This is a genomic window from Pseudoalteromonas sp. T1lg88, from assembly GCF_002964765.1.
In the GTDB taxonomy this organism is placed as follows: domain Bacteria; phylum Pseudomonadota; class Gammaproteobacteria; order Enterobacterales; family Alteromonadaceae; genus Pseudoalteromonas.
Map to the genome: position 1 here is coordinate 44,687 of NZ_PQCF01000008.1, position 24,335 is coordinate 69,021.

Annotated in this window: 19 protein-coding genes and 2 tRNA genes; 10 read left to right on the top strand and 11 right to left on the bottom strand. The window is 50.6% G+C overall.

The window, feature by feature from the left end; all coding sequences use genetic code 11:
• Positions 1 to 17 precede the first annotated feature (17 nt).
• Positions 18 to 3,401 carry a S8 family serine peptidase gene (locus tag C2M34_RS05490; RefSeq protein ID WP_105258268.1) on the bottom strand — a complete coding sequence of 1,128 codons (3,384 nt, stop codon included), beginning with the start codon at positions 3,399 to 3,401 and terminating at the stop codon, positions 18 to 20.
• A 197-nt stretch (positions 3,402 to 3,598) separates the two neighbouring features.
• Positions 3,599 to 4,234 (bottom strand): cytochrome b/b6 domain-containing protein, encoded by a 636-nt coding sequence (locus C2M34_RS05495; RefSeq protein ID WP_105258269.1) that lies wholly within the window; start codon positions 4,232 to 4,234, stop codon positions 3,599 to 3,601.
• An 82-nt stretch (positions 4,235 to 4,316) separates the two neighbouring features.
• Between C2M34_RS05495 and C2M34_RS05500 the strand changes: the two genes are divergently transcribed.
• Complete coding sequence (locus tag C2M34_RS05500; protein WP_105258270.1) at positions 4,317 to 5,036, top strand: AzlC family ABC transporter permease; 720 nt, start codon at positions 4,317 to 4,319, stop codon at positions 5,034 to 5,036.
• Positions 5,033 to 5,332, top strand: coding sequence for an AzlD domain-containing protein (locus tag C2M34_RS05505; protein WP_105201138.1), 300 nt, complete (start codon positions 5,033 to 5,035; stop codon positions 5,330 to 5,332). Before C2M34_RS05500 ends, C2M34_RS05505 begins: the two co-directional genes overlap by 4 nt.
• Positions 5,333 to 5,478: 146 nt before the next feature.
• Here C2M34_RS05505 and C2M34_RS05510 read toward each other — a convergent pair whose 3' ends face one another.
• Positions 5,479 to 5,667, bottom strand: a complete 189-nt coding sequence (locus tag C2M34_RS05510; RefSeq protein WP_105201139.1) for a PA3496 family putative envelope integrity protein — start codon at positions 5,665 to 5,667, stop codon at positions 5,479 to 5,481.
• A gap of 480 nt (positions 5,668 to 6,147) precedes the next feature.
• Here C2M34_RS05510 and C2M34_RS05515 point away from each other — a divergent pair, with 480 nt between their 5' ends.
• The gene (locus tag C2M34_RS05515) at positions 6,148 to 6,930 is read left to right on the top strand and encodes a YggN family protein (RefSeq protein ID WP_105258271.1); all 783 of its coding nucleotides are present in this window, start codon (positions 6,148 to 6,150) and stop codon (positions 6,928 to 6,930) included.
• On the opposite strand, the gene C2M34_RS05520 is transcribed toward C2M34_RS05515, so the two are convergent.
• Positions 6,927 to 8,390 (bottom strand): aminotransferase-like domain-containing protein, encoded by a 1,464-nt coding sequence (locus C2M34_RS05520; RefSeq protein WP_105258272.1) that lies wholly within the window; start codon positions 8,388 to 8,390, stop codon positions 6,927 to 6,929. The genes C2M34_RS05515 and C2M34_RS05520 overlap by 4 nt on opposite strands.
• A gap of 97 nt (positions 8,391 to 8,487) precedes the next feature.
• Between C2M34_RS05520 and C2M34_RS05525 the strand changes: the two genes are divergently transcribed.
• Positions 8,488 to 9,402: a DMT family transporter gene (locus C2M34_RS05525; RefSeq protein WP_105201142.1), complete on the top strand. Its 915-nt coding sequence runs from the start codon at positions 8,488 to 8,490 to the stop codon at positions 9,400 to 9,402.
• Here C2M34_RS05525 and C2M34_RS05530 read toward each other — a convergent pair.
• On the bottom strand, positions 9,399 to 10,259 hold the full coding sequence (locus C2M34_RS05530) for a diacylglycerol/lipid kinase family protein (RefSeq protein ID WP_158681396.1): 861 nt from the start codon (positions 10,257 to 10,259) through the stop codon (positions 9,399 to 9,401). The two genes, C2M34_RS05525 and C2M34_RS05530, sit on opposite strands and share 4 nt — an antisense overlap.
• Before the next feature lie 276 nt (positions 10,260 to 10,535).
• On the opposite strand from C2M34_RS05530, the gene C2M34_RS15750 reads away from it, so the two are divergent.
• The 4 genes from C2M34_RS15750 to C2M34_RS05545 all read left to right on the top strand — a co-directional run bounded on the left by C2M34_RS15750 (position 10,536) and on the right by C2M34_RS05545 (position 12,371).
• Positions 10,536 to 10,676 carry a hypothetical protein gene (locus tag C2M34_RS15750; RefSeq protein WP_199774431.1) on the top strand — a complete coding sequence of 47 codons (141 nt, stop codon included), beginning with the start codon at positions 10,536 to 10,538 and terminating at the stop codon, positions 10,674 to 10,676.
• 181 nt (positions 10,677 to 10,857) lie between these two features.
• Positions 10,858 to 10,948 (top strand) — tRNA-Ser (locus C2M34_RS05535).
• Between the two features lie 23 nt (positions 10,949 to 10,971).
• Positions 10,972 to 11,064, top strand: a tRNA-Ser gene (locus C2M34_RS05540).
• Positions 11,065 to 11,861: 797 nt separating this feature from the next.
• The gene (locus C2M34_RS05545) at positions 11,862 to 12,371 is read left to right on the top strand and encodes a DUF4124 domain-containing protein (RefSeq protein WP_105258273.1); all 510 of its coding nucleotides are present in this window, start codon (positions 11,862 to 11,864) and stop codon (positions 12,369 to 12,371) included.
• On the opposite strand, the gene C2M34_RS05550 is transcribed toward C2M34_RS05545, so the two are convergent.
• Both C2M34_RS05550 and C2M34_RS05555 read right to left on the bottom strand, forming a co-directional pair.
• Complete coding sequence (locus C2M34_RS05550; protein WP_105258274.1) at positions 12,354 to 13,463, bottom strand: aminotransferase class V-fold PLP-dependent enzyme; 1,110 nt, start codon at positions 13,461 to 13,463, stop codon at positions 12,354 to 12,356. The two genes, C2M34_RS05545 and C2M34_RS05550, sit on opposite strands and share 18 nt — an antisense overlap.
• A gap of 3 nt (positions 13,464 to 13,466) precedes the next feature.
• Positions 13,467 to 14,639 carry a PrnB family protein gene (locus tag C2M34_RS05555; protein WP_105258275.1) on the bottom strand — a complete coding sequence of 391 codons (1,173 nt, stop codon included), beginning with the start codon at positions 14,637 to 14,639 and terminating at the stop codon, positions 13,467 to 13,469.
• Between the two features lie 317 nt (positions 14,640 to 14,956).
• Between C2M34_RS05555 and C2M34_RS05560 the strand changes: the two genes are divergently transcribed.
• On the top strand, positions 14,957 to 16,297 hold the full coding sequence (locus C2M34_RS05560; RefSeq protein WP_105258316.1) for an alpha/beta hydrolase: 1,341 nt from the start codon (positions 14,957 to 14,959) through the stop codon (positions 16,295 to 16,297).
• Positions 16,290 to 17,438 carry a GNAT family N-acetyltransferase gene (locus tag C2M34_RS05565; RefSeq protein WP_105258276.1) on the top strand — a complete coding sequence of 383 codons (1,149 nt, stop codon included), beginning with the start codon at positions 16,290 to 16,292 and terminating at the stop codon, positions 17,436 to 17,438. Before C2M34_RS05560 ends, C2M34_RS05565 begins: the two co-directional genes overlap by 8 nt.
• Here the strand turns inward: C2M34_RS05565 and C2M34_RS05570 are convergent.
• From C2M34_RS05570 to C2M34_RS05585, 4 genes are all read right to left on the bottom strand, one after another.
• On the bottom strand, positions 17,415 to 18,008 hold the full coding sequence (locus C2M34_RS05570) for a DUF938 domain-containing protein (RefSeq protein WP_105258277.1): 594 nt from the start codon (positions 18,006 to 18,008) through the stop codon (positions 17,415 to 17,417). The two genes, C2M34_RS05565 and C2M34_RS05570, sit on opposite strands and share 24 nt — an antisense overlap.
• Positions 17,998 to 20,064, bottom strand: coding sequence for a S9 family peptidase (locus C2M34_RS05575; protein WP_234398770.1), 2,067 nt, complete (start codon positions 20,062 to 20,064; stop codon positions 17,998 to 18,000). The genes C2M34_RS05570 and C2M34_RS05575 overlap by 11 nt, the downstream gene beginning before the upstream one ends.
• 123 nt (positions 20,065 to 20,187) lie before the next feature.
• Positions 20,188 to 20,793, bottom strand: coding sequence for a chitin-binding protein (locus tag C2M34_RS05580; RefSeq protein WP_158677980.1), 606 nt, complete (start codon positions 20,791 to 20,793; stop codon positions 20,188 to 20,190).
• 400 nt (positions 20,794 to 21,193) lie between these two features.
• Positions 21,194 to 24,334, bottom strand: coding sequence for an efflux RND transporter permease subunit (locus C2M34_RS05585; protein ID WP_105215129.1), 3,141 nt, complete (start codon positions 24,332 to 24,334; stop codon positions 21,194 to 21,196).
• Position 24,335 lies beyond the last annotated feature (1 nt).

The window sequence follows — 24,335 nt, forward strand, 5'->3', positions numbered from 1 at the left end:
TGTGCCCAAATATTAGCTTAGCCGCGACGACGACGTAACCATAACGCCGGTGCCATCAGCAGAGTCAACCAGGCCCAAGTACCTGAGCTAGTGCTCTTCTTAGGTTCAACCTTAGGCTGTGTTGTCGGCTGCTCAGAAATCTCGTCGGCCAAGTTGTTCACCTTAACAACAACAGTTGCTTCATTTGAAATGTGGCCAAAGGTGTCGGTGGCAACCACTGTCAAAGTGATCTGCTCAAGGCCAGCGTCAAAGTCCAACTGCTCGGCATTGGCCACAAGCACTTCGCCCATGTCATTAATTTCTACCGCCGTTGAAGTAGAGCCGGTGACGATAAACTCAGAGATAGCACCGGCCAGCGGCGCATTACGCATTGCCGATAGAGTACCAATTACTGTGCCATCAACAGTGTTTTCATCAACGCTGAATTCGGCATCGGCTAGGCTTGGTGCCACTTTCATATCGTCACCAATCGAAGCGACAACCGGGGTCGAGCCTGAAGCAGACAAGATGGTGAAGTCAGCATCGGTAAATAGCAATTGCGCCGATTCACCCGGAGCCAGACTTGCAACTTCATTACCCTGTGCATCTACAGCCATTGCCGCAACATTTGCTAGGGCAAAGTCGTAACTACCTTGCACACTGTCTACCGCATTGGCACCTGAACCATCATAGTAACCTTCGCCTACCCTAAAGCGGACGGTGGCATCAAGAGTACCCAGCTCTGCAGCGGTTAGACCATAGTCTTCAAGACAGTTTTGCAGGGTTACATAATTGGTTCCGCTATCAAAGTACAGGTTGCTCAATGAGTAAGTTGGCACAGAGTAAGTAACCGGAATTGGCGGTAACGGCACAGTAGTTTCAAATGAGCGGTAGCTCAATGAATGCACACGCGCATCCCATACACCATCGCTTTCTAAGTCGAAATCGGCGGCAAAGTTACCGATAAAGTTAGAGGCAATAGCCTGGTTCAAGACTATGGTAGTAAACACACCGTAGCCAGAATCACAGAAGGATGTGGGTACTTCGAAAGTTTCAACACTGCCAGAAACTATGTCCAGACGCTCGCTGTCACCAACCGCATCGGTGGCAACATTTGCAATGATCATAGGTATAAAATCGGTAACACCTTCGTTGGTAACCGTATATACCACACCTTCTTCGGCCTTTTGCGCATCTAATACAGGTTTTGCTGCGGCACGTGGCAGCACGTGATATACCAGATGTAAGGCATGCTCACCACCTTCATTGAATACCAGGGCACCGTCTAGCTCAGATTTGGTCAGTAACGGACCTGCCTCACTTTTCCAGGTGTTAGAGAAGTCCACGCCCCATTGCGGCAACTTGGCAGGGTCTATGGTTACGGTTACATCGAACTCAACAGTTTGACCTGCTGGCACAGTCACTGACGAAGGGTATTCCGCCATGATGGCGCCAGACTCCGCATCATCCGCATAGCGCTGCTGCCAAGCCAGATCGTATGTTTTCGCCGTATTTGAGAAGTTCTTAACCTGTACCGTCTTGGTCATGGTGGCCACTTCTGCCAGGCTGTGTAAACCAAACGATAGTGCTGCCTGACGGGTGTCTTTAGCCCAGGCAGCTACCGGTAAGTTGGCTGCTTTTTCAACATCTACCAGACCCGCCCCAATAATACTGATTGGTGCCAGCTCGGCATTTTCATCCAGCTCTCGTGGTATCATAGTGACATCCATGTTCGCCGCATTCATAAGCGTTGCTTTTAGTTCAAAGGCATTACGCTCTGGTAGAGCTTCTTTCAGGATACTCATAGCTCCCGCCGTAATTGGTCCGGAGAATGAAGTACCGTTAGCACCACTTAAACCATCGCCCGTACCTGGATGGGCGGTCATAATATTTACGCCAGGAGCGGTAATTTCCGGCTTAAGCAAGCCGCTTACCGAAGGTCCACGTGAGCTGAAGTCAGCAACAGCACCGGCGGTGGTCGCCAGCGTTAATTCAACAGCAAAGGCTGCGCCTTCTTTAAGCTGTAAACCTGTAGCCTTGTTCACACCCACAGATGGGATGGTAACCGCTGCATCGAAGCCGCCCATAGGTGCCGGGGTGCCGTCATCGCTATTGTTGGCGATAATAACAAAGGCCGCGCCCTTTTCCTGCGCCGCCAATACCTTAAGGGTGAAAGCACAACCGCCACGATCAAGAATCACCGCCTTGCCGGTAAAATCAACATCATCGGCAAAAGCAACACAAGCGGTTTGATTCGATTCCGGGTAAACAACTTCAATATCATCGCTATTAAAGCTGCCTACACCCGGACCAAAGCTGGCGCCCTGGAATACCGCTTCGGCACCGGCTACCGTACCCTTGGCAATGCTCACTTCTTCCGCTGGATGCGTCATCGCGCCCACAGAAAGAGCGTGCTCGGTCGTGCTCGGACCACCAACAATGTATGGAATATCGCCATCGTTACCGGCAGAGACCACCACATTGGTGCCCAAGGCCACGGCGCGGTTAATAAACAGGCCTACGGCGCTTTCGGCGATATCGCCAAAGTCACCACCGAGTGACATATTGATCACATCAACCCGATCTTCAATATCCATGTCTTGGTTAGGATCCATAGCCGCTTCCAAGGCCATAAGCTGGGCCTTACCCGAACATCCACCTGCACACACGGAATACACGAATAATTCAACATCTGGGGCAATACCGGTTACCGAGTGAGATACATGGGTACCGTGGTTAGTGCCATTGTCGATTGGATCTGGGTCCATATTGACGAAGTCATAACCGCCTTTAACTATACCCTGCGGCCAGGTGACTGATTCATCGGCAATGGCTGCGGCATAGGCCTCAAGCGTACCTTCACCCCCAAAGGCAGCATGAGTGTAGTCGATACCCGTATCTAGTACGGCCACACGTACGCCCTTACCGCTGGCAAGACCGTTTTCAACCAAGGGCGTGGCCTTAACATAATCGGCGCTGTCTGCTACCGCCAGCTCGTAATCATAAACGGGATATACGGCTTTAACGTCGGTATGGTTTTCCAACTGACGTATATCGGTTTCCTGGCCATCAACAACCAAGGCATTAGCAAGCTTAGAGGTGCGGGTAATAACCTTAAGGTTTAAATCCATGCTCTGCATATCGCTCATTACACGCTGCTGCATATCGCTAATGTTGGCACTCACAGTGGCCTGTTGCGACTTATTAACACCGTAGAGAGACTGACCATTTAATTCGACCAACCAGGCAACCGCAGTTTTTTCTTGTTGTTTAAATTCAGCGACCTGACGCTCTACATTCACCTTGTACTGAGAATCCAGAGTCTTAGCTTGCGCTTCTAGAGTGGCACTTACAGCCGGGGCGCTCATCAGCGCAGAAGAGATGCCTAACGCAATTGCGCTGCGGCGAAGATTTTGCTTCATACAAATACCTGTTTTAATTGTTAGCATTACTGCTTTATTGTTGCTGGCGGACAATAATGCCAAAACAGGTACGTTACAATATGGTAAACATGTAAACAGAAGATAAAGGCTTACGTGCGGGGCATGACCCCGCATTTAGTAAGCCCTAGCGGCTGTTCATAGTTTTGTAACAGATCGTAAACAGCCGCCATTCGTCGCTATAGCAGAGTTTGTAGTGGCTCATAACCCCAGGTTGTTAGCAGCACACCCAATAAAACGGCAAACAGAGCAAAAGCCGGCCAACTTGCTTTTAGCTGTGCAGCGGTACTGACTTGCTTATTGCGTCCGGTAACCATAGCCGGCACCAGTTTTTTGCCGCGCAGGGCGTAAACAACAATGGCAACAAGATGCAGGCCGATGGCGATCAGCAGCCAATCGAAATTCTGATGATGCAACGAAGACGCCCATTCAACCCAGTCGTAAGACACATATTGCACCAAAGGACCATCAACCATGATGTCATCTGTGGTCATCAAGCCGGTCGCCAACTGCAACAGAATCAATGCAAAAAATACCAGCACCATATAGCTGCCAGCGGCGTTATGCCCGGGAGTTAAATGCTTGGCTTGTAAAGCCTGAACAACCGCTTTGGGGCCATGAAATAGCGCCGATAAGCGCGCTGTGTCACTGCCAACCAGACCCCAGATTAAACGCGTAGCCAAAAGCGCCAGGGTGATATAACCGAGCACAAAGTGTAGCTCCATGGCTCCTTCCTCGGCGGAGAAATACAGGCCGACCAAACAACTTACCAAGGCCCAATGAAAAAAACGTATATATCCATCCCAAACTTTCATAACTGCTCCACTTCTTTTGCAATAGCCGCGATTATGCCAAACTCTAGCGTCGGTGCGAAATCAACTCGGTTAATTTTTATCTATGAGCAAGTCTACTCATATAAAACGCGGTACCAAACTGCAGCAAAAAGCATTTATCAAAGGGCAACTCGATATGATGCCTCTTAACCTGGCGGTACTGCCCTGGGGGCTCTTGTGCGGCTCTTTGGCAATGCAAAACGGCTTTACTTTAATAGAGGCTCAGCTGATGTCTTTACTGGTTTTTGCCGGCTCGGCCCAGTTGGTGGCCATTGAGCTTATCGCCAACGACACCCCTTTGCTGACCATAGCCATCACCACCTTCATCATCAGTTCTCGGCACTTTTTATATGGCTTGGCCATTCGCCAAAAGGTCATTGCTCAACCCTTGAGGTGGCGCTTACCTGTCAGCTTTGTGCTGACCGATGAGCTCTTTGCTTTTTCCCACCACCCAAAGGCCTATCAAACCAAGGCACGACTCATTTATGCCCTCAGTGCTGGTTTTAGCTTTTATGTTGCCTGGAATATTTGGACCCTGCTGGGCATAGTGGCGGGACAGTTGCTGCCTGACTTAACCAATCTTGGTCTCGATTTTGCCATTGCCACCACCTTTATCGCCCTAGTGATCCCGGCCATTAAAAACTGGGCAACTCTGGCCTGTGTACTGGCTTCGGGGATAAGTGCTGCGGTGCTCAAGTCCTGGCAAGTAGAATTATGGCTGGTGTTTAGCGCCCTCATCGGCATGAGCGTTGGCTATGTGCTTAGTCGCGGGAGGGTGCGATGATCACCACCATATTACTGATGGCGGCCATTACCTTTGGCAGTCGTTATTTATTTTTACACCGTGCCCTGCCATTTCGGGTCGGCGCAAAAATGCAGCGTTTTTTAAGCTTTAGCGCCCCGGCCGTGCTTACCGCCATCTGGGTACCCATAGTGGTTTTACCTGGCAATCAGTGGCAGTTGAGCTACCAGAATCCGTATCTGGTTGCGGCCCTTGTCGCCATTATTACCGCCTACAAAAGCCATAGTATCTACGCCACCACCCTGCTTTCCATGGCGGTCTTTTTTGCGCTGCGATAATACCAATTCACTTAAATAGCCAACGCTATATCTGCTCACATACTTAACAGCATTGGTATAACAAAAAAGGGGCCGTAGCCCCTTTAAAGTCTTAAAATAGTCTCGGCTTAATTACACCAAGACTTCATAGGCCAAAGGCCCGTTATTTATTCATTTAAATACTCGTCAAAGTCATCGCTGCCGAGATGCTTTCTCAGCTTGCGCTGTTCTAAATAATCGTCCAGCTTCTTTTTTACCTTGCGCTTGCGACGGTCGTTTTGATTGCGTCCCATCGCTTCATATTCATCTGCAACAAATTCGTCTTCAAACGCATCATAGGAATATGTTTTACCCACAATACACTCCAATAAATCTAAATCAGTTATCACCGCTCCCCAACTTAGGTGCGGCGAATTCAGGGCTAGGCGCCTTCGAGTGAATAAATAGCCGCTAAATCGCAAACTGGAAAGTGAGATTTTTTTATCGTTTCAATAAACATAATTGATTAATAATTATACCGCCTTAATTCGTAAGGTTATTCCACCTTGGATAGCCCGTTGTGGATCCGCCTTTGCCGCCAGGGTCCTAGGTCGGCTTTTGCCGCCATGGACGGCGGTACTAGGGTGACGCAGGAGCAGTTACCTAGCAGGCTGACAATTGAGCAAATGTTTTAATCCACGGCAAAGTTAATTTCACTAAAAGTTAGTAAAAGGCACTAAACAAGGCATTGGCAGTACACAAGAGGAAATTATAAGGCTATGATTTTCATCATCTTTATTATTTGGCACCGAAATTGTATTAGTCATAGCGTCAACAGAATAACAGGAATTATCACCATGAAAACCAGCACGCTAGCCATTATCTCTGCCATTAGCCTTTCTGGCACCGCCATCGCCGGGGAAGCCAATTCGCTTTCGTTTGGCTCTGAGCAATGCAACATTGAATTTAAAAACGATGTACGCATCGAGCCGCAGCGCTTACAGATCACCAATGCCAATAACCAGCACCTGGTGTACAGCTCAGGTCTGCTTGAAGTCGATGGTCAACCCGTTGAGTTAAATGCCGAGCAACAACAGGCCCTGGACGATTACACAGATAAGGTACGAACCTATATGCCCGAGGTGGCTCAAATAGCCCTGGATGGCGTTAAGATCGCCGGCGTTGCCCTAGAAGAAGTCGGCGCCGCATTTGGCATCAGTCACAATGAGGCGCTGAGCGATATAGTTGAAAATATCGGCATCAATATTGAACAGACCTTCTACCAGGACGGTGCCTTTGTAATGGGCAAACAAAGCTTTGAACAATTAGGCAATGATATTGAAAGCCAGTTTGATGAAGACTTTGAACAAGCCGTAGAGCAGGCCATGGTGCAGTCTATCGGCAGTATTTTTATCGCTCTGGGCTCTGAGTTATTAGGCTCAGGCGGCGACATGGATGAATTTGAGCAACGTATGGAGCGCCTTGGTGAGCAGGTCGAGCAAAGAGTTGAGCTGCAAGCCTCGCAAATAGAGCAACGTGCGGATGCGCTATGCCATTCATTTAGCGAGTTGGCGCAACAAGAAGCTCAGCTGCTTAGCATGATCCCCGAATTGAGAGAGTATCAGCTGCTAGGCAACTAAGCTTTAGCCTTCGCCTTACCCTTTTGCACTTGCAGGCAGAGCGCCCCTAAGCGGGCCACTGCCTTTTCTATTTCCTCGCTCCATTGCACCCCAAAACTCAGGCGTAAACACTGGCGATATTTGTCGGTGGCGCTAAAAATAGCTCCCGGAGTAATGCTGATCCCCGCCTCCAGCGCCAGGTGGAACAAGGCAACAACATCATACTGCGACGGCAGTTGCAGCCACAATACACAGCCTCCCTGTGGATTGGTCATTCGGGTGCCAGGCGGAAAATGCCGCTGCACCAAGGCCCGCATCCGCTCTTTATTGAGCGCCAGGCGCTGGCGCATCACCCGCAGATTTTTATCGTAATCGCCGCTATTCATAAATTCGTACAGGGTCCACTGATTCATCAGTGACGACGCGCAGCTCATGGCCCGCTTTAAACGCCGCGCCTGAGGCGCAAACTTGCCGGCTATCATCCAGCCCACGCGATAGCTTGGCGCGGCGGTTTTTGACAGCGACGAGCAGGTGATCACCTTGCCCTTGGTCGAATAATACTGAGCAGGTTTGGCGCCATCGGGCTCGTAGGCAAGCTCCCCATACACATCATCCTCAATTAGCACCGCACCTTGATCCTCCACTAAATGCACCAGACGTCGGCGTCGCTCCTCTGGCATTTTCGAGCCTAAGGGATTGCTAATACTGGTGGAAAAGATGCAGGCCTTAATATCATGCTCGGCAAACGCCTGCTGCAGATCTTCGACACACACCCCTTGTTGCGGGCACATGGGAATTTCTATCACCTTGAGTCCCAGACTCTCCAGCATTTCGATAATGCCAAAATAACAGGGCGACTCTATGGCCACTATATCCCCCGCCTGAGTGACACACTGCACAGCGATATGCAGCGCTTCCTGGGCACCATTGGTAATGATCAACTCATCACTGTTAACGCCGATGGCAAAATCCAGGTAACGGTTGATGATCTGCTTTTTTAGCGCCGCAAAACCATCCAGGGGGCCATAATTGATAGCCTTATGCCCGGCCACATTCATCACTCGCCGCATGGTCCGGCTCAGCACCTTATCGGTGGGGTTTACCGCCACCGGGTTGGCTATCCCCAAGGGCACCACGGCGGCACGATGCAAACTGTCAAAAACCTGCTCAATCAAGGCCTGTTTATTAACCGCTACCGGCTGGCGCGCCAGTTGAATACGACGAGGCTGATGACACTGCTCTGAGCCGGCATTAAGGTAAAAACCGGACTTTTCTCTGGCGCTGATCACCCCCTGACGTTCAAGCTCTTGATAAGCCTGCTGAACGGTGGGAATACTAATGGACAACTTTTGTGCCATAGCACGCAAAGAAGGCAGCTTTTCACCGGCACCCAAGGTGCCTTGCGACTGCATATCTTTAATCAAGTCAATGACTTGCTGATATAGGTAGATATTACCCTGCTTATTTACAATGCGAGACATGGCTGATCTGTATAGGTATAAAATGATGTTTTCTGTTTATGTACAGTATACAGAATAACTTTAAAATACCAGCTTTAGTCGCCTTGAGAAAAACGCCATGAACAACGTCCTGCTGTATTTTTTTACCGTCCTGATTTGGGGCTCAACCTGGCTGGCCATAGAATTCCAGCTTGGCGATGTAGCGGTGCAAGTTTCGCTGTTTTTACGCTTTGCCATTGCCGCCGTCATTATGTGGGCTTTTGTACTGCTTAAAAAATTGCCGATGCGCTTTAGCGCCCGCGATCATGGCTTTTTTACCCTGTTGGCCCTGTGTAACTTTGGCGCCAACTATCTGATCCTCTACTGGGCGCAGCATTATCTCACCTCGGCAATGAGCTCCATCGCCTTTAGCACCCTGCTGTTGATGAATATCATCAACACCCGATTATTCTTTGGCAAACCCATAGCCAAACGCATCTACTTTGGTGCCCTGCTCGGCGTGGTAGGCATAGTGATCTTGTTCTGGCCGGCCATCGCCACTTTGGATCTCGGTAATGAGTTATTAATAGGCCTGTTATTGTGTCTTGCTGGCACGCTTGTAGCGTCCATAGGCAACATGGTGAGCGTACGTAACTCCCAGGCTCAGGTAGGCGTGCTGCAGGGCAATGCCTGGGGCATGTTATACAGCACCCTGGGACTGGCACTGTTCGTTTTAATCAGCGATGTTAGTTGGGACTTTAGCACTGCCGGCACCGCGTATTGGTTATCCCTGCTGTATCTAAGCACCTTCGGTACAGTGATCGCTTTTGCCTGTTACTTTGTCTTACTGAAGAATATCGGCCCGGAAAAAGCCAGCTATGTGATAGTGCTCTTCCCTTTGGTAGCTGTGATTCTAAGCACCCTGTTTGAAGGTTTCGTATGGCAGCTTAATACGGTATACGGCTTTGTGTTTGTATTACTGGGCAACGCCATAGTGCTGACCCCATTCGATAAAATAGGCCTCTTTTTCAAGCGCACAGAGGCACCAGCCTAGACGGGCATCACAAAGTTCAGGGCACCGCGCTGCACACTAAAAAGTGCGGGTGTGGTGCCTATATACTCTCCATCCGCCTCTATGCCTATATTTGCGGTGTGCACATCAAGCTGGGATACAGGGGTTATATTGACCTGCTTAAGCCGGGTATGAGCGGCAAAATAGCTAAGTATCAGCGCCTGAATTTGCCGCCAAAACGGCGCCGCTCCTATTTGCACGCAACTTAATTGGCCATCGCAAATATTCGCCTTGGGCGCCAGACACATGCCGCCGCCAAAGTAACGGCCATTGGCTAAACACATCATCAGCAACCTGTGCTCTTGCGCCTTGGTAGTCGAAAACTGCAATAACGAGGGGGCGTAGCGATACAGCATTTTAATCCCCTGCCAGGCATAGTTCAGGTGCGCCCAACGGCCGCGCTTATTTTGACTGGCGGCAACCACGGCAGCATCATAGCCAACGCCGGCGATATTGATAAAGTAGCGCTCATTAACCTTACCCAGATCTATGGCCGAGCTGGCATGTGTTAATGCGGCTTCGATCCATTGCTGCTCAGAGCAACGCCACTGGCGAGCAAAATCATTACCACTACCACAGGGAACCAGGGCTACTTCGACCTCGCTATAGGCGAAAGCATTGGCGGCCAGATTAAGTGTACCGTCGCCACCAAGTGCAATTACTCGTTTGGTATTGGGAATATAGGTTTGCAGCCCCTGTAAATCGGCGTAAAAGTCGCCACTGGTAGCCACCTCAACATAGGCATATGACAAGGAATGCAAACGCTGGCGAATAGCTTTTAATTGCGCTTTTGCCTGCAGCGGATGATACAAGAGCAAATACCTGGTTTGATGGTTCAAAATGCCAACCTATAACAAATATGATTTATCTGAATAAATATGCACGATATTTTAAAAAATCACTTACCTCAAGATAAAAAACCTTGGTTATTGGTCTATTAGCGCATTTCCCACCTAAATATTCATGCATAAATCTTTTTTTTGAAACTTAATAAAACATTAATCGCATTAATTAAACTTATCCGAATGGGCCAAAATATATCGTTTTATTTTTAACCACACCGGTTGCACAATAGCCTTGTTTTCAACCACAGGCACAACCCGGAGCAAGCAAACATGAACCCAGTAAACACCCTAAATCAAACAGCAGCCAACCATGTAGCAACCAAGCCAAGCAAGCGTAAAGCTAAAATGATGGCCAAGCTAAACCGCTTTGGTAAAGAGCTAGCTCTTAGCGGTGTTGTGCGTTACAAGTAATTAATTACACTAATGTTACTTTCTGGTATTAAAAACAACCAGCAGGTGCTAAGACCCAACCAGCTTAGCACCTGAAATCCTCACTTTTTTCTTGCTAGCGCCCTGAATTAGCACAAAAATCAAGCAAACGATTCATTATCTATTTACACTGGCCACAAGCCTCAGTATTATCCTACCCCATGGAGAGATGGCTGAGTGGTTGAAAGCACCGGTCTTGAAAACCGGCATAGGTTAATAGCCTATCTAGGGTTCAAATCCCTATCTCTCCGCCAAATTTATCAAACTGATTCGCGCCGGAGAGGTGGCCGAGTGGCTGAAGGCGCTCCCCTGCTAAGGGAGTATAGGGTTTGTAGCTCTATCGAGGGTTCGAATCCCTCCTTCTCCGCCATTAGTTTTGGAAAAAACCGCGCATTGTCGCGGTTTTTTGCTTTTCGGCGTTCAGTCGCAAGCGTCCGGCCTTCGGCGTCTCTGAACTGCGAAGTAATACTTCGGTTTCTGAGACCCTTCTCCGCCATTAGTTTTAAAAGAACCGCCTTTACGGCGGTTTTTTATAACTAAATTTCGAGCAGGCGGACTTGGTTCGAACCCTTGTTCGACAAAATGTCAGGAACATTTTGAGCCGCGCAGGCGCCCGTAGGGGCGAGTGCATGGAGGCACGAGCGCTCATCCCGCCTTCGGCGTCTCTGAACTGCGAAGTAATACTTCGGTTTCTGAGACCCTTCTCCGCCATTAGTTATAAAAGAACCGCCTTTACGGCGGTTTTTTTATAACTAAATTTCGAGCAGGCGGACTTGGTTCGAACCCTTGTTCGACAAAATGTCCGAAACATTTTGAGCTGCGTACGCGCCTATAAGGGCTAGCACAGGGACGTGCTAGAGCTACAAAATGTCCGGAACATTTTGAGCCGCGCAGGCGCCCGTAGGGGCGAGTGCGGCTGCAAGCGCAGGAGGCACGAGCGCTCATCCCTCCTTCGGCGGTCTGTCGCAAGCGTCCGAAGTTCAATCGCGCCCCCACCTCCTTAACTAAAGCTTAATTAGAGCTTGGTACTATCGGCAATATACCTATACACAGCACCCACTCTGTCAGCGGAAATAGCCGCTACTAATATATTGATTGTTAACGGGGTGTTGATTTCCCAATGGAAAGTTCTAGAATCTTATAACCCTAACCATACGGACATGTCCTATGAAATACCCAGTTATATTTGCCGCGGCTCTTTGTTTGACCACCTTGCCCAGCTATGCGGCGGTTTATAAATGCACCATCAATGGCGTGGCAACCTTTAGTCAGCAGCCCTGTGGCAAAGACGCGCAAATTATTAAGGTGCGTTACTCTGGCGCTAAAACAGTGACGGCCGTGACCAGCGAAGAAGACGATTCTCAACAGCCTAATGTGAGTGAGGTAGACAGCTACCTGAAGTCGCAAGAATACGACCGCCGCATCGCCATGCACCAACGTAATATCAGTGACTACGAAACGCGTATGGCTGAAGATCTGGCGCAGCTTGAGAATATAAATCAAGCAACCGCCAACTATTTAGGCGGCGACTCTATCGACGATGCGAAGAAGCAGCAGGCAACCATAGTGCGCGCCAATTATCACGCCCTTATCGAAAATGAAAAGAACGCGATCAGCGAATTGCAAAAGTACAAAGAAAATATCAACGCGGCGGCCAAGTTAAATAAACCGCTTTAACGCTGATACCAGCTGCGCCACATCCTGTTCGTCGTTATAGATGTGAAACGACACTCGGGCCCCTAGGTGGCGCGCGTCAACGCTGATATTGTGTTGCTTTAATTCCTGCATCATCTGCTCTTGCCTGTCGCCGGCATGAAGAATCAGGGTACCGCTGCGCCGCCGTGCATCCAGTGGTGATGCCGCCAGGGGGGCACATTCTTCAAGTAATTGCCCTTGCAGCTTCAGGTTATGGGCGCGTACCTTGTCGATGCCAAAGTCATTAAACCAATTGATACTGTGCGCCGCTAACACATAGGGAGCGACGCTGGGTGTACCTCCCCAAAAGCGCAGCGCACTGTCGTGGTAAGCAAAGTGATGGATATCGAACTCGAATGGATTGGCATGGGAGAACCAGCCTACATCCTTAGGTTCACAGCCAGGTAATTGCTCGGCGCTCAGCCATAAATAGGCGGCTCCCGGGCCACCGCACAGCCATTTTACGCTCGATCCTATTAGAAAATCCGGTTGCACCCGGGCCAAATCCAGGGGGATCACCCCGGCGCCCTGAGCCACATCAACCAGACTTAAGATGCCCAGCTCCTTGGCGGCGGCCACTATATCGGCCACCGGCGCCTGACGCCCGGAATTGGAATACACCTGGCTGATAAAGACCAGATCCATAACCCCTTGCAAATGTTGCTGCCATACCCGGATATCGCTGATGTCCTCGGAGGCGGGAATAAAGACGATTTCGCTGTCCGGAGTCAGAGATTTTTGCAACGCAAAACCCATGCTGGGAAAATCCTGTTCCGACATCAGCACCTTGCACTTGTTCTTACGCAAACGCGGGTGCGCCACAACCAACTTGCTCAGGGCGCTGGAAAGATTCACCTGAGGACAAAACAAGCTGGCCTCTGAGTTAAACAGGCGTGCTAACGCGACGGTAAAATCCTGCACTGCCCCGAGCCACTGTGGCCATGGCTCGTTTTGCTCCTGCTGCCAGGGAGCGAAAAAATGCTCATGAAATTGTTGCTCCGTCGAGCGCAGCGGACGACCCACAGAGTGACTTAAGAAATAAGGCCCTGCGGGCAAACGAAACTGAGTTTTCAAAACTTAATCCACCATCTTGGTTAGTCGCTGCACATCGTCGTAGCGGGTAAAAATATCATCGCGAGGACGCGCGGCACGGCGGTCACGGAGTGTTTCCAATTGCGCCAGAAGCACGGGCAAGGGCGGACCACTGGCGGTCACCTTATCCTGATGTTCGGCACCGAGCTGCTCATTCGGCACGCGAATATACTTCTCCACCAACTGATTATGGTGCTGAATGGCGGTTTGCCCATGCAGTTTGCACACGCTTAAAAATGCCTTAAGGTTATCCTGAAACCAGCTGGCCTTATGATGCTGCTCACCCACTTTCAGGAACTCATCCATAAAGGAAGGTAAACGCATACAATCGCGTAAGATACGCTGATCTTGCGGCATCATATAGAGAAACTTATCCACCAGCAGCTGCGAATAGCTGACTTCATTGGCCTGACACAGGCCCAATAGCATATCAATCACGTTTATACCGGCAAAATCGCCGGCATTAGCGCCACGATACACCTCTTTACCGACACGATATGGCTTGTAATAGGGGCGCACACAGTAAAAGAATCTATCTGTATCAAGATGCAGGAAGAGGTAGCGGTTGCTGGTCATCACATCCTTTAGGGCCTGCTCGGCTACGGCCAATAGATCGGCGGCTATGGGGTGAGAAATCCCCAAGGGCTGCAAACGCAGCAAGGCATCGGCGGCGCGCTTATAGGCCAGGATCCCCTTGGTGTTGTAATCGACAAAAAGCTTTTCATCGGCCAAGTCGGTAAAGCGTTTATACACACCGTTTTCGGCGCTGTTATGGGTAGTTAAATGAGCAGTTGCAAAACGCGGCGTGACACCAATCGAAGCGCCTATATGCATGGCCAGAGTAGAAGCCGCCGTCAACGGCGATTGGGTTTCCCGCGATGGTTCGGTAATTTCATGGCGCCGACAGGCGGCCATATACAAGCCCACATTGCCTAGCAGATCAAACGCCTTATCAAAGCCCTGATCCGTATTACCTTCATTCACCAATTGCTGGATAAGCGCATTACCCTGCGCCACCATGGCTTCTTTAATTTCCTCGCCGACTCCGACAACATTGGCTCTGTCTTCCTGCTGCCAATATAAGTCTTCCAATTCGTTATTCAGGACAACGAAGTCGGTGCGGATCCAACGATCAAACGCGACTGAGTGACCAATCATAATGTGCTCATAAATTAGTCAATTATTATTACTAATTTAGCATAACTTTAAAAGTGAAATGACTTAACTTTTGCGACTCATGCCGCAGCATTGATAAATAAACACCCAAAAACAACGTGGCTCATGAGCGACTCCAGCCAAATAATTAAAATCGCCTCATGGCCTGCTGCACTTAGGGCCCGCACTTAGGGCCCGCACTTAGGGCCCGCACTTAGGGCCCGCACTTAGGGCAGGCGATTAGGGCCCGCGATTAGGGCTAGGCGTAAAATCACCGCTTTGTTATGCTGCCCGTTATAAATTATCTAGAGATCAAAGCGATGCGTTTACTGTTATGTTTCCTGCTCGGCCTAACCAGTTCTTTTAGCTGGGCACAGACCTGCCTTAGCCATATAGATGATATCGACTACATAATGGCGGCCAAAAAGAATGGCAGCCATCGCTTTGCCCAAGATGCCTCTGTGCAAGCACTCGACCTCGACTCTCTGCCGCCATTTAGCGCCTATCTGGCCTCGGCCCGAGACTGGATTGACGCACGTAACCCTAGGGCCAGCCTGCCTTGCCCGGTACACACAGAAACCGTTAAGTTACTGCAAGCTCAAGGCGCTCTGGAAGCCGACTTGACCGTGAGCGATCTGCTGAGCCCTTTTGAGCTGCGCCATCCAGGCAGCAATAAGGCCGTGCTTTTATTGCATGGCCTGACCGACTCCCCCTTTAGTTATCATTCCCTGGCGGCATTTTTCCATCGCCAGGGCTTTAATGTTCGCACCGTATTACTGCCCGGTCATGGCAGCGCCGCCAGCGATCTCCAGGAGGTGAGTTTTAAACAGTGGCAAGCCCTGACCCGCTATGCCATTGAGCGCACCAGCAAGGACTTCGAACAGGTTATTATCGGCGGCTACTCCACCGGTGCCGCCCTCGCCCTGGCTAACTTGATTGAACGCCCGGTGCCACAGCAGGTGCAGGCGCTGATGCTCTGGTCACCGGCAACCGAGCCCCATAACAAGCAGGGCTGGCTGGCAAAATGGATAGACCGCATTCCCTTTGTAAACTGGATAGATAAGGACGCGGATATCGACTTTGCCAAATACGAGTCCTTTCCTTTTGCTGCCGCCAGCCTAGGCCATGAGGCTATGCGCCGCATCGATGCTAAGCACCTAGCCAAGGCAAAACTGCCCGACTTGCCGCTTTTTGTCGTCCAAAGTGAGGTGGATACCACCATAGATTCCCAGGCCACTTTGGCCCTGGTGAAGGCCTGGCATAATCCTCAGATGCGCCCAAACAGCGCCAAGGACATGCTGATTTATTACGGTAACCCCCAAACCGCCAAACGCTATTTGGGGAAGGATTTCCCGCTGCGCAGCTACGCCTGCCAGGCCAATCAGCCTCCCTGTAATAAGATCATCGACTTATCGCACATCAGCGTGGTTAATGCGCCAAATCACCCCTATTACGGCGCCCAGGGGCACTATCGCAATTGCGGTTCCTACCTGGAAGATGATACGGCTTATCGCCGCTGTAAAACCCAAGCTCAGGTGCTAATCGGCGAGCGCAGCGAGGAAAATCTGGCCAAGGGACCACTTAAGCGTCTGACCTATAATCCTTTTTATGCCGAGCTGGAGCAGGATATGCGCACCTTCCTCGGGCATTTACATGAGTAACTTCAGCGTTTGCTTTTTTTCCAGCGCCCAGGCCTTGGGTAAATCGGCCTGGCAGGCGTTTTTTGATGCAGCCGAAGATCCCTTTACCAGCTATGAGTTTATTGATGCCCTAGAACAAACGGGCTGCGCCAGCGCTCGCACTGGCTGGCAACCTCACCACTTGGCGCTTTACCACAAGCAAGAGCTGGTTGGCCTCGCCATAGGCTATGTAAAAAGCCATTCCTACGGTGAGTATGTATTCGACTGGGCCATCGCCGAAGCCTATGAGGCACATGGCTTTAACTATTACCCCAAGTGGCTGTGCGCCGTGCCCTTTACGCCAGTGACAGGCACGCGCCTGGCCCTAAGCGATTCGGTAAATAAAACACAGGCGTTAGCGGCCATTCGCACCACTTTGGATGAGCAGGCGCTGCAACTGGGCTGGTCCGGCTGGCATATCAATTTTTGCTCGCAGGCCCAGGCCGAGCAATTGCAGGAGCAAGGCCTGGCAAGACGCACCACGGTGCAGTTTCAGTGGCATAACCCAGGCTACCAGGACTTCGATGAATTTTGTCGGCAATTAAAGGCCCGCAAACGTAAAAATATAATCAAGGAGCGGGCTGCTGTCGCCAAGGCAGGGCTTAGAATTGAGGTTGCCAGCGGTGATGAAATTACGTCGGTGCATATGCAGGCGCTTAGTGCCTTTTATCAGCGCACCTACCTCAAACGCTCGGGTCATCTGGGCTATCTAAATGCCGACTTTTTTACCCGGCTAAAACAGAGCATGAGTGAGCATCTGGTGGTGATAAGCGCCTATGACGGCGAGCAAATGGTCGCCGCCAGCCTGTGTCTGCGTGGCCAAAACACGCTTTACGGGCGTTACTGGGGCTGCCTTGAGCACTATGACCGCCTGCACTTCGAGCTTTGTTATTATCAAGGCATAGAATATTGCATAAATCAGGGGTTGGCGTACTTTAACGGCGGCGCCCAAGGGGAGCACAAACTTGCGCGAGGCTTTACCCCGCAGCTGACCCATTCCTGCCACCGCTTTATCAACAGCCCATTTGCTGCCGCAATTGATGACTTTATCGTCCGCGAAACGCGACAACACAGCCTATATTTGCAGCAATGTACCGGGTTATCTCCGTATAAAGTGCAATAAGCGATTGTTGGCGGGCATGGCGATATCGGCAGCCAATTCCAGCCCGGCGGCTGCGGCCAAACTCACCACCCATTGCTGGTCACGCAAACCGCTTAAGGGGTCGCGCTCACGCAGACTGGCATCGAAGCGGGCATTGCTGTCGCTGGTGTAGGCACCGTTGTAATTAAAGGGGCCATAAATGCACAAGTTACCGCCTTGACTAAGGTGCTGCTTAACGCCATGGAAAAATGCTCGCACCAACTCCTCGCTAACAATATGCAGGGTATTGGCGGTGAAAATGCCGTCAACTTGCGCTAACGGCCAGCTTTGTCCGAGATCCAGCGCCAGCGGTGGCAAAATATTGCCTCTCTCGGCAGTGCCGATAACCTGCTTGATCAGCTCATGGTTATAGGCTAAATCGCTTGTTTGCCAAAGTAAGTGCGGCAAATGCGCGGCAAAATGCAGCGCATGCTGGCCGGTACCAGAGCCAATTTCCAACACCCTTTGGGTCTGAGCAAAGATTTGCGTCAACTCGGCGAGAATCGGCCCCTTATTGTTCTCACATGCCTGGGATAAGCCGCTAATTTTCATAATCTAAGGTCGTTAAGAAGAAATTAAATTCCAGTGCCTTTTCCGCCAGGCTTTTAAAGCGTCCGGACGCACCTCCATGACCACTCTCTAAGTCGGTTTTAAACAGCAGAAGATGGTCATCGGTTTTGTATTCACGCAGCTTGGCCACCCACTTCATCGGCTCCCAATACTGCACCTGGGAATCGTGCAGGCCTGTAGTTACCAGAATATGGGGATAGGCCTGGGCACGAATATTATCATAGGGTGAATAGGCGGCTATGGTGCTGTAGTCCTGCTCGTAATTTGGGTTGCCCCACTCGTCATACTCATTGGTAGTCAGCGGAATGCTGGTATCAAGCATGGTGGTCAGCACATCCAAAAACGGCACATGACAGCCGATAGCACGGTATAAATGCGGTGCCTGATTGACTACGGCGCCCATCAAGAGGCCACCGGCGCTGCCGCCACTGGCAAAGATCTTATCGGCGGCACCATAGCCCTGCGCCACCAGCGCCTGAGTGACATCGATAAAGTCGTTAAAGGTATTTTGCTTATGCGCCAGCTTACCGGCTTCATACCAGGCGCGCCCCAACATTTCGCTGCCACGAATATGGGCGATGGCATAGACAAAACCACGATCCAGCAGGCTTAAAATGCTGCTCGAGAAACTGGGGTCTATGGTGATACCGTAGGCACCATAGCCATATTGCAACAAGGGGTTAGTGCCGTCTTGGGTGAAGGTATCGCGGCGATAAACCAGGGATACGGGCACCTGCACGCCATCCCGCGCGGTGATCATCAGTCGCTCGCTTTGGTAATCCTCAGCGTTAAATTCGCCCAGCACCTCTTGCTGCTTCAACAGCTTGCGCTCCAGGGTATTAAGGTCAAATTCGTACAAACTGCCCGGAGTGGTCAGGCTGCTGTAGTAAATGCGCACGCTGCCTACATCCGGCTCTGGGTTCATCCCCATACCGGCGTAATAACAGGGATCGCTAAAGCTTAGGGTCTGCCCTTCGCCCTGCATTTTGCCCTGCTGATGTTGATACACCACAAAGCGGATCTGACCCAGCTCCCGCTCGGTCACCAGCCAGTAACTCTTAAAGAGATCGACGCCCTCAAGTAGAACATTATCGCGGTGGGCAATAAGCTCCAGCCAGGTATCTGGGTCGGCTATGGTGCTGGCATCCGCCTGCATCAGGCGGAAGTTTTTCGCGCTTCGGTTAGAAACTATATAAAAATGCTCACCGAGCTTATCCACTTCGTACAGATGGCCCATTTCGCGGGGCATTAGAGGCTTAGGTTGTGCTTTGGGATCATTTGCATCAAGCACATAAGTGTGACTGGTTTCGGTGGCTTCCAGGTCGATAAAAATCAGGCTTTCATCGCGACTTTTTCCCAGGCCCATATAAAAGCTGCGGTCCAGCTCTTCATACACCAGTTCATCGTCACCTTGGGCGCTACCCAGGTGATGGCGAAAAACCTGAAAGCCCAGGAGGGTTTGCGGGTCTTTCTTAATGTAATAAAGGGTGCGATTGTCGTTAGCCCAGACCACTTGTCCCTCGCACTCAAGCAGCACATCATCGAGCAATTCACCACTTTGCAGGTCTTTTATGCGCACCTGGTAAATACGACGGCCACTGGTGTCTTCACAATAGGCAAGAAGTTGTTCGTTTGGGCTCACCGCCATATCGGCTAAGTCATAAAATTCATGACCTGCGGCGAGGGTGTTCACATCGAGAAGCAAGGTTTTATTGTCGCCGCTAAAGCTGCTGGCGCGATAATGCTTGGCGTATTCGTCATCTCCGGATACTTCGCTGTGATACCAGTAATGGCCATCGCGCACCGGCACAGTGTTATCGTCTTTTTTGATGCGCGCCTTAAGTTCGGCGAAAATCTGTTCCTGTCGGGCTGCACTTGCAGCTAACTGAGCATCGCAATAGGCGTTTTCTTCACGTAAATGTGCGAGAACTTCCGGGTTTTGGCGCTGATCGTCGCGCATCCAATAGTAATCGTCTTGTCGTTGTTGGCCATGCTGAGTAAGCAAATGGGGGATTTTTTTGGCGATGGGGGCTTGCACGCGCAACCTCAATACACTGATACTGGACGCTCAGTGTATCATACCCATTCTCTTAAACAGCTAATCATTCTAGCGGGCTAAATATCATGCTAACGGCGTTGGTATCACTTGTGCTTTGCGCGACTATGACTCTATTTCTTGCCAGGCGGTGTGCCAATTCAGGCCTAAGCCGGGTTCATATTGCTCGTGATTATTTCCGCCTAAGCGGCACAATTCAGTGTAGGGCCAAGGTTTACAGCGATAAACCTTGCCGGTGGCCAGGTGCAGAACACGATCGCCGGCGCAATAGAGTTCATGGTCGACGGGAAAGATATGATCATAACCCTGGTTATTATGCTGACCCCTGTGCTGCTGTTTCGCCGCACACTTGTAGTTAATAACCACCTCACAGATACCACTGTTTGAACAGGCAAAAATTTCATTGCCACGATACGCGGTGATGAGCCCATGTTCGGTTAATTTACCCGCTTGCATCAGGGGTATATGGGTATTGATATAGTGGGCAAGGTCGCGAGTCCAGTTTTGCGGCTCGCCATGCAGATCGGACTTAATATGCAGCTTAAAACTCAGTCCTTGAACCAAACCTTGATGATCGTACACCTCAACTTCGACAGTATCGCCGCAAAATAGCTGCGTATAACTGCTTAGCGTACCCACACTGAGCCAACTGGCTGCAGGAAGAACTCCGCCCATGTTCGAGTATATGTCTGTATGTTCGGCTAATTGCAATTTGTTACCCCTTGCTTAGTCAGCGACCAAAGCACACTTAGAACCAGGATGCGTTAAACTTTTAAGCTCACTTTGGGCTTGTTGGCCTTAGCTCTTATCGTTAAAGAACCTTCTGACCATACAAATTTACTCCCAAGACTATCAAAAGATAGAAGCGCGAATCTTAACGCACCCTGAAAGCGGGTAACTTTCTCTATTTAACCTGAGGTTTGGATAAGGGATGAGCTAACTTATTGTTTTTAAATTTCACTATAAATTACACCCTTGTCTAGCCAGAGAGTTTTAGAGACAACCAGGCGAATTCACTTCCAATAGCTAGCTATTGGAAGTGAATTCAACGCAGTTAGCGCCAAAACTGGCTGCTAGAAAGGCATTAACTATCCGAAGCTCAGGTTATTTATTACGCTTTACTCACCTTGCCTTTGTGCTGCCTCGGTACCTTGCCTCTGACACGCTGCCACACCCAGCGGAACGCGGCCCGTATATCACCGAGGATAACGTATAAACAGGGCACCAGAATAAGCGTAAGCAAGGTGGCGTATAGCACAGCGAAGCCCAGCGCCACCGCCATGGGGATCACAAACTTGGCCTGCAAGCTGGTTTCAAACATGATCGGCAGAACCCCGGCAAAGGTGGTTATTGAGGTCAGGGTAATGGCGCGAAAACGTGCACAGCCGCCCTCGACCACGGCTTGTTTTACCGTATAACCTTCGCGGCGCGCCTGGTTCACATAATCTGTCATGACCAAGGAGTCGTTGATCACCACCCCGGCGGCGGCGATTAAGCCAAAAAATGACATGGTGCTCAGATCGAGACCAAACCAGAAGTGACCCCAGAGAGCTCCGGTTAAGCTGAAGGGGATCACCGACATCACGATCAGTGGCTGGCTATAGCTCTTAAGCGGTACCGCCAAGAGGATGTAAACAATGATCATCCCGGCAATAAAGAAGAGAATTTGTTCATTGGCCTGAGCCTGTTGCTCTTCGATGGAGCCGCCCAGTTCGGTTTTCACCGATGGGAACTGCTCTTTAAGTTGCGGCAACAAATCTTCTTTAATGCGTTTGACCACCTCGGTGGGCTCGACCCTTTCCTCGTCTATGCTGCCATAGATATAAACGGTGCGATAACCCCCTTCACGGCGAATGTAACTGATCCCCGGACGTTCCTCTAGCTCCACGACATCACCAAGCAGTACTTCCTGGCCCGCCGGAGTCATCACCACCGCATGCTTAAGGGAAGCAAAGGCTTCACGGGTCAGCTTGGGGTAACGCACCATGACCCGCACTTCTTCACCGTCGCGGATCACTCGCTGGGCCTCGCCACCGTAGAAACTGGCGCCGACCTGACTGGCAATATTCTGCAGGTCCAAGCCGAGATCATAGGCCACCGGCTTAAGGCTCATCTGCACTTCTTTGCTGGCCGGATCTATGGTGGAACTGATGTCAAACAAGCCCTGTTGTTGCTGCAACATGGTTATAAACTGACGACCGGCGGCATTGAGGGTGTCTATATCCGAACCAAATAGCAGATAACCGAATTCGCCATCACCACCTGGGTTACCATTCACGTCATCATAAATGGTCAGCGACTTCACCCCGGCAATTTCCGGCATGGCTTCGCGCCAGCGCCGCGATAACTCAAAGGCATCAAATGGGCGCAGGTCTTCATCCACCAAAGGCGCTAATACCTGAGCCTCGGTACGACCCTGGTTGAATACCAAGAGGCTGCGTACCATTTTTTGGCCAAATTCCTGTTCGATTTGTGTGTCCACATCGAGCACCATGCGCTCGATTTTCTGAATCGCGTTAATGGTCTGAATATCCGAGGCATTGTCGTTCATTTCCACCCTGATTTGCGGGAAATCATGAGGCACCTTAGGCGTTGGCACCACACGAATATGGTTGCTGCCAATCAGCGTAAAGCTCAGGATCAACATGCCTAAAAACGCGATAAAGACCACGTAGCGCCACTCTATGCTCTTCTCCACGCAGCGACGATAAGTGCCATTCACAAAGCCAAAAAACTTATCATTAAAGCGGGCGCGAAAACCACTTGAGCTGAGAGGGCCAAAGCGGGTATGGGCTATATGCGCCGGCAAAATCAGCTTTGACTCGATCAGACTAAAGGCCAAACACGCCATGACCACCACCGCGATGCCGAAGAAAAACGCCCGCTCCGGGCCGCTCGATAAGGTAAAGGGTGCAAACACCGCCATGGTGGTCAACACCCCGAAGGTCGCCGGGGTGGCCACGCGCTGGGCACCACGTACCACATTGTCGACGCCACCACCTTTTTTCTCGATCTCAGAATAGGCGCTCTCGCCTATGACTATGGCGTCATCAACCACTATCCCCAATACCATAATAAAGGCGAACAGGGAGACAATATTAATACTGATGCCAAAGATGGGCATGGTCATCAGCGCTCCTAAGAAGCACACCGGCAGACCTATCATCACCCACAATGCCAGTTTAAAGCGCAAAAACAGGGTCAGCATCAAGGCCACCAGGATGGCCCCTTGAAGCAGGTTTTTCAGCATCATATCCAGGCGCGCATTGAGGTAATAGGTCATATCCATCAGCGGCTCTATGGTCACCCCGGCAGGCAGGGTTTTATTCTTTTGGTCGATATAGGCCTTAACCGACTCCGCTACGGGGATCATGTTTTGCTCTTTGGTCGCCTTAACACTCAGGTAGATGGCATTTTTGCCGTTGAACTTGAAGTAACGCTCGCCTTCAACAAACCCATCCTTGATTTGCGCCACATCCTGCAGCAGCACCTTGGCACCATTGGCCCCTACCTTTACCGGAATATTGCGAAACTCCTCGCCGGAGTAGGACTGAGCCTCGACCCGTACGGAAATAATGCCTGCATCGGTACGCAGCTGGCCGGCGGAAAAATTGGCCGAGTAACGGCGCACCGCATTGGCTACATCACTCAAGGTGAGGTTATAGCGGCGCAGGGTATCGGGTTTGATTTCGATGGCAATTTCGTCCAGCGGCACATCGTTTTGCACCAGAGACACATTGCCTAGTTGCAGCAGTTCATCTTCAATTTCATTGGCAATGGGCTTCAGCTCGGTCAGCGGCAGGTCGGCCACCAAAGACATACCTATCACATCCTGGCGAAATTCCACCTGACTTATGGTGACCGGCTCCATCCCCGCCGGGAAGGTGGCGATGCCATCGACGCGCAGCTTCACCTTGTCGAGTACATCGCTGAGCTCGGCATCCGGGTCTATCTCTAACGAGGCACGTCCGGAGTTACGGAAGGCGCGATAAACACCCTTGTCTATCTCGGTCACATCCTTGAGCGACTCTTCGATTTTGATCAGTATGCTTTCTTCGATTTCCTGCGGCGAGGCGCCTGGATAGTTGGCGGTCACATTGATGTAGTTAATTTCAATATTAGGGAACATCTGCCGCTGAATAGTGAAATAACTGACGATCCCCATAATGATGATAAACACCATCATCAGGTTGGCAGCCACGGAATTGTTAGCGAAGTAGGCGATAATGCCGGTTTGCTTTGGCGTTTGCATG

Bases quoted from the DNA above. Each gene is read 5' to 3' on its own strand.
- C2M34_RS05505 (WP_105201138.1), top strand. From the start codon at position 5,033: ATGATCACCACCATATTACTGATGGCGGCCATTACCTTTGGCAGTCGT.
- C2M34_RS05490 (WP_105258268.1), bottom strand. From the start codon at position 3,401: ATGAAGCAAAATCTTCGCCGCAGCGCAATTGCGTTAGGCATCTCTTCT.
- C2M34_RS05500 (WP_105258270.1), top strand. From the start codon at position 4,317: ATGAGCAAGTCTACTCATATAAAACGCGGTACCAAACTGCAGCAAAAA.
- C2M34_RS05525 (WP_105201142.1), top strand. From the start codon at position 8,488: ATGAACAACGTCCTGCTGTATTTTTTTACCGTCCTGATTTGGGGCTCA.
- C2M34_RS05570 (WP_105258277.1), bottom strand. From the start codon at position 18,008: ATGAAAATTAGCGGCTTATCCCAGGCATGTGAGAACAATAAGGGGCCG.
- C2M34_RS05560 (WP_105258316.1), top strand. From the start codon at position 14,957: ATGCGTTTACTGTTATGTTTCCTGCTCGGCCTAACCAGTTCTTTTAGC.
- C2M34_RS05585 (WP_105215129.1), bottom strand. From the start codon at position 24,334: ATGCAAACGCCAAAGCAAACCGGCATTATCGCCTACTTCGCTAACAAT.
- C2M34_RS05555 (WP_105258275.1), bottom strand. From the start codon at position 14,639: ATGATTGGTCACTCAGTCGCGTTTGATCGTTGGATCCGCACCGACTTC.
- C2M34_RS05565 (WP_105258276.1), top strand. From the start codon at position 16,290: ATGAGTAACTTCAGCGTTTGCTTTTTTTCCAGCGCCCAGGCCTTGGGT.
- C2M34_RS05515 (WP_105258271.1), top strand. From the start codon at position 6,148: ATGAAAACCAGCACGCTAGCCATTATCTCTGCCATTAGCCTTTCTGGC.
- C2M34_RS15750 (WP_199774431.1), top strand. From the start codon at position 10,536: ATGAACCCAGTAAACACCCTAAATCAAACAGCAGCCAACCATGTAGCA.
- C2M34_RS05545 (WP_105258273.1), top strand. From the start codon at position 11,862: ATGAAATACCCAGTTATATTTGCCGCGGCTCTTTGTTTGACCACCTTG.
- C2M34_RS05495 (WP_105258269.1), bottom strand. From the start codon at position 4,234: ATGAAAGTTTGGGATGGATATATACGTTTTTTTCATTGGGCCTTGGTA.
- C2M34_RS05520 (WP_105258272.1), bottom strand. From the start codon at position 8,390: ATGTCTCGCATTGTAAATAAGCAGGGTAATATCTACCTATATCAGCAA.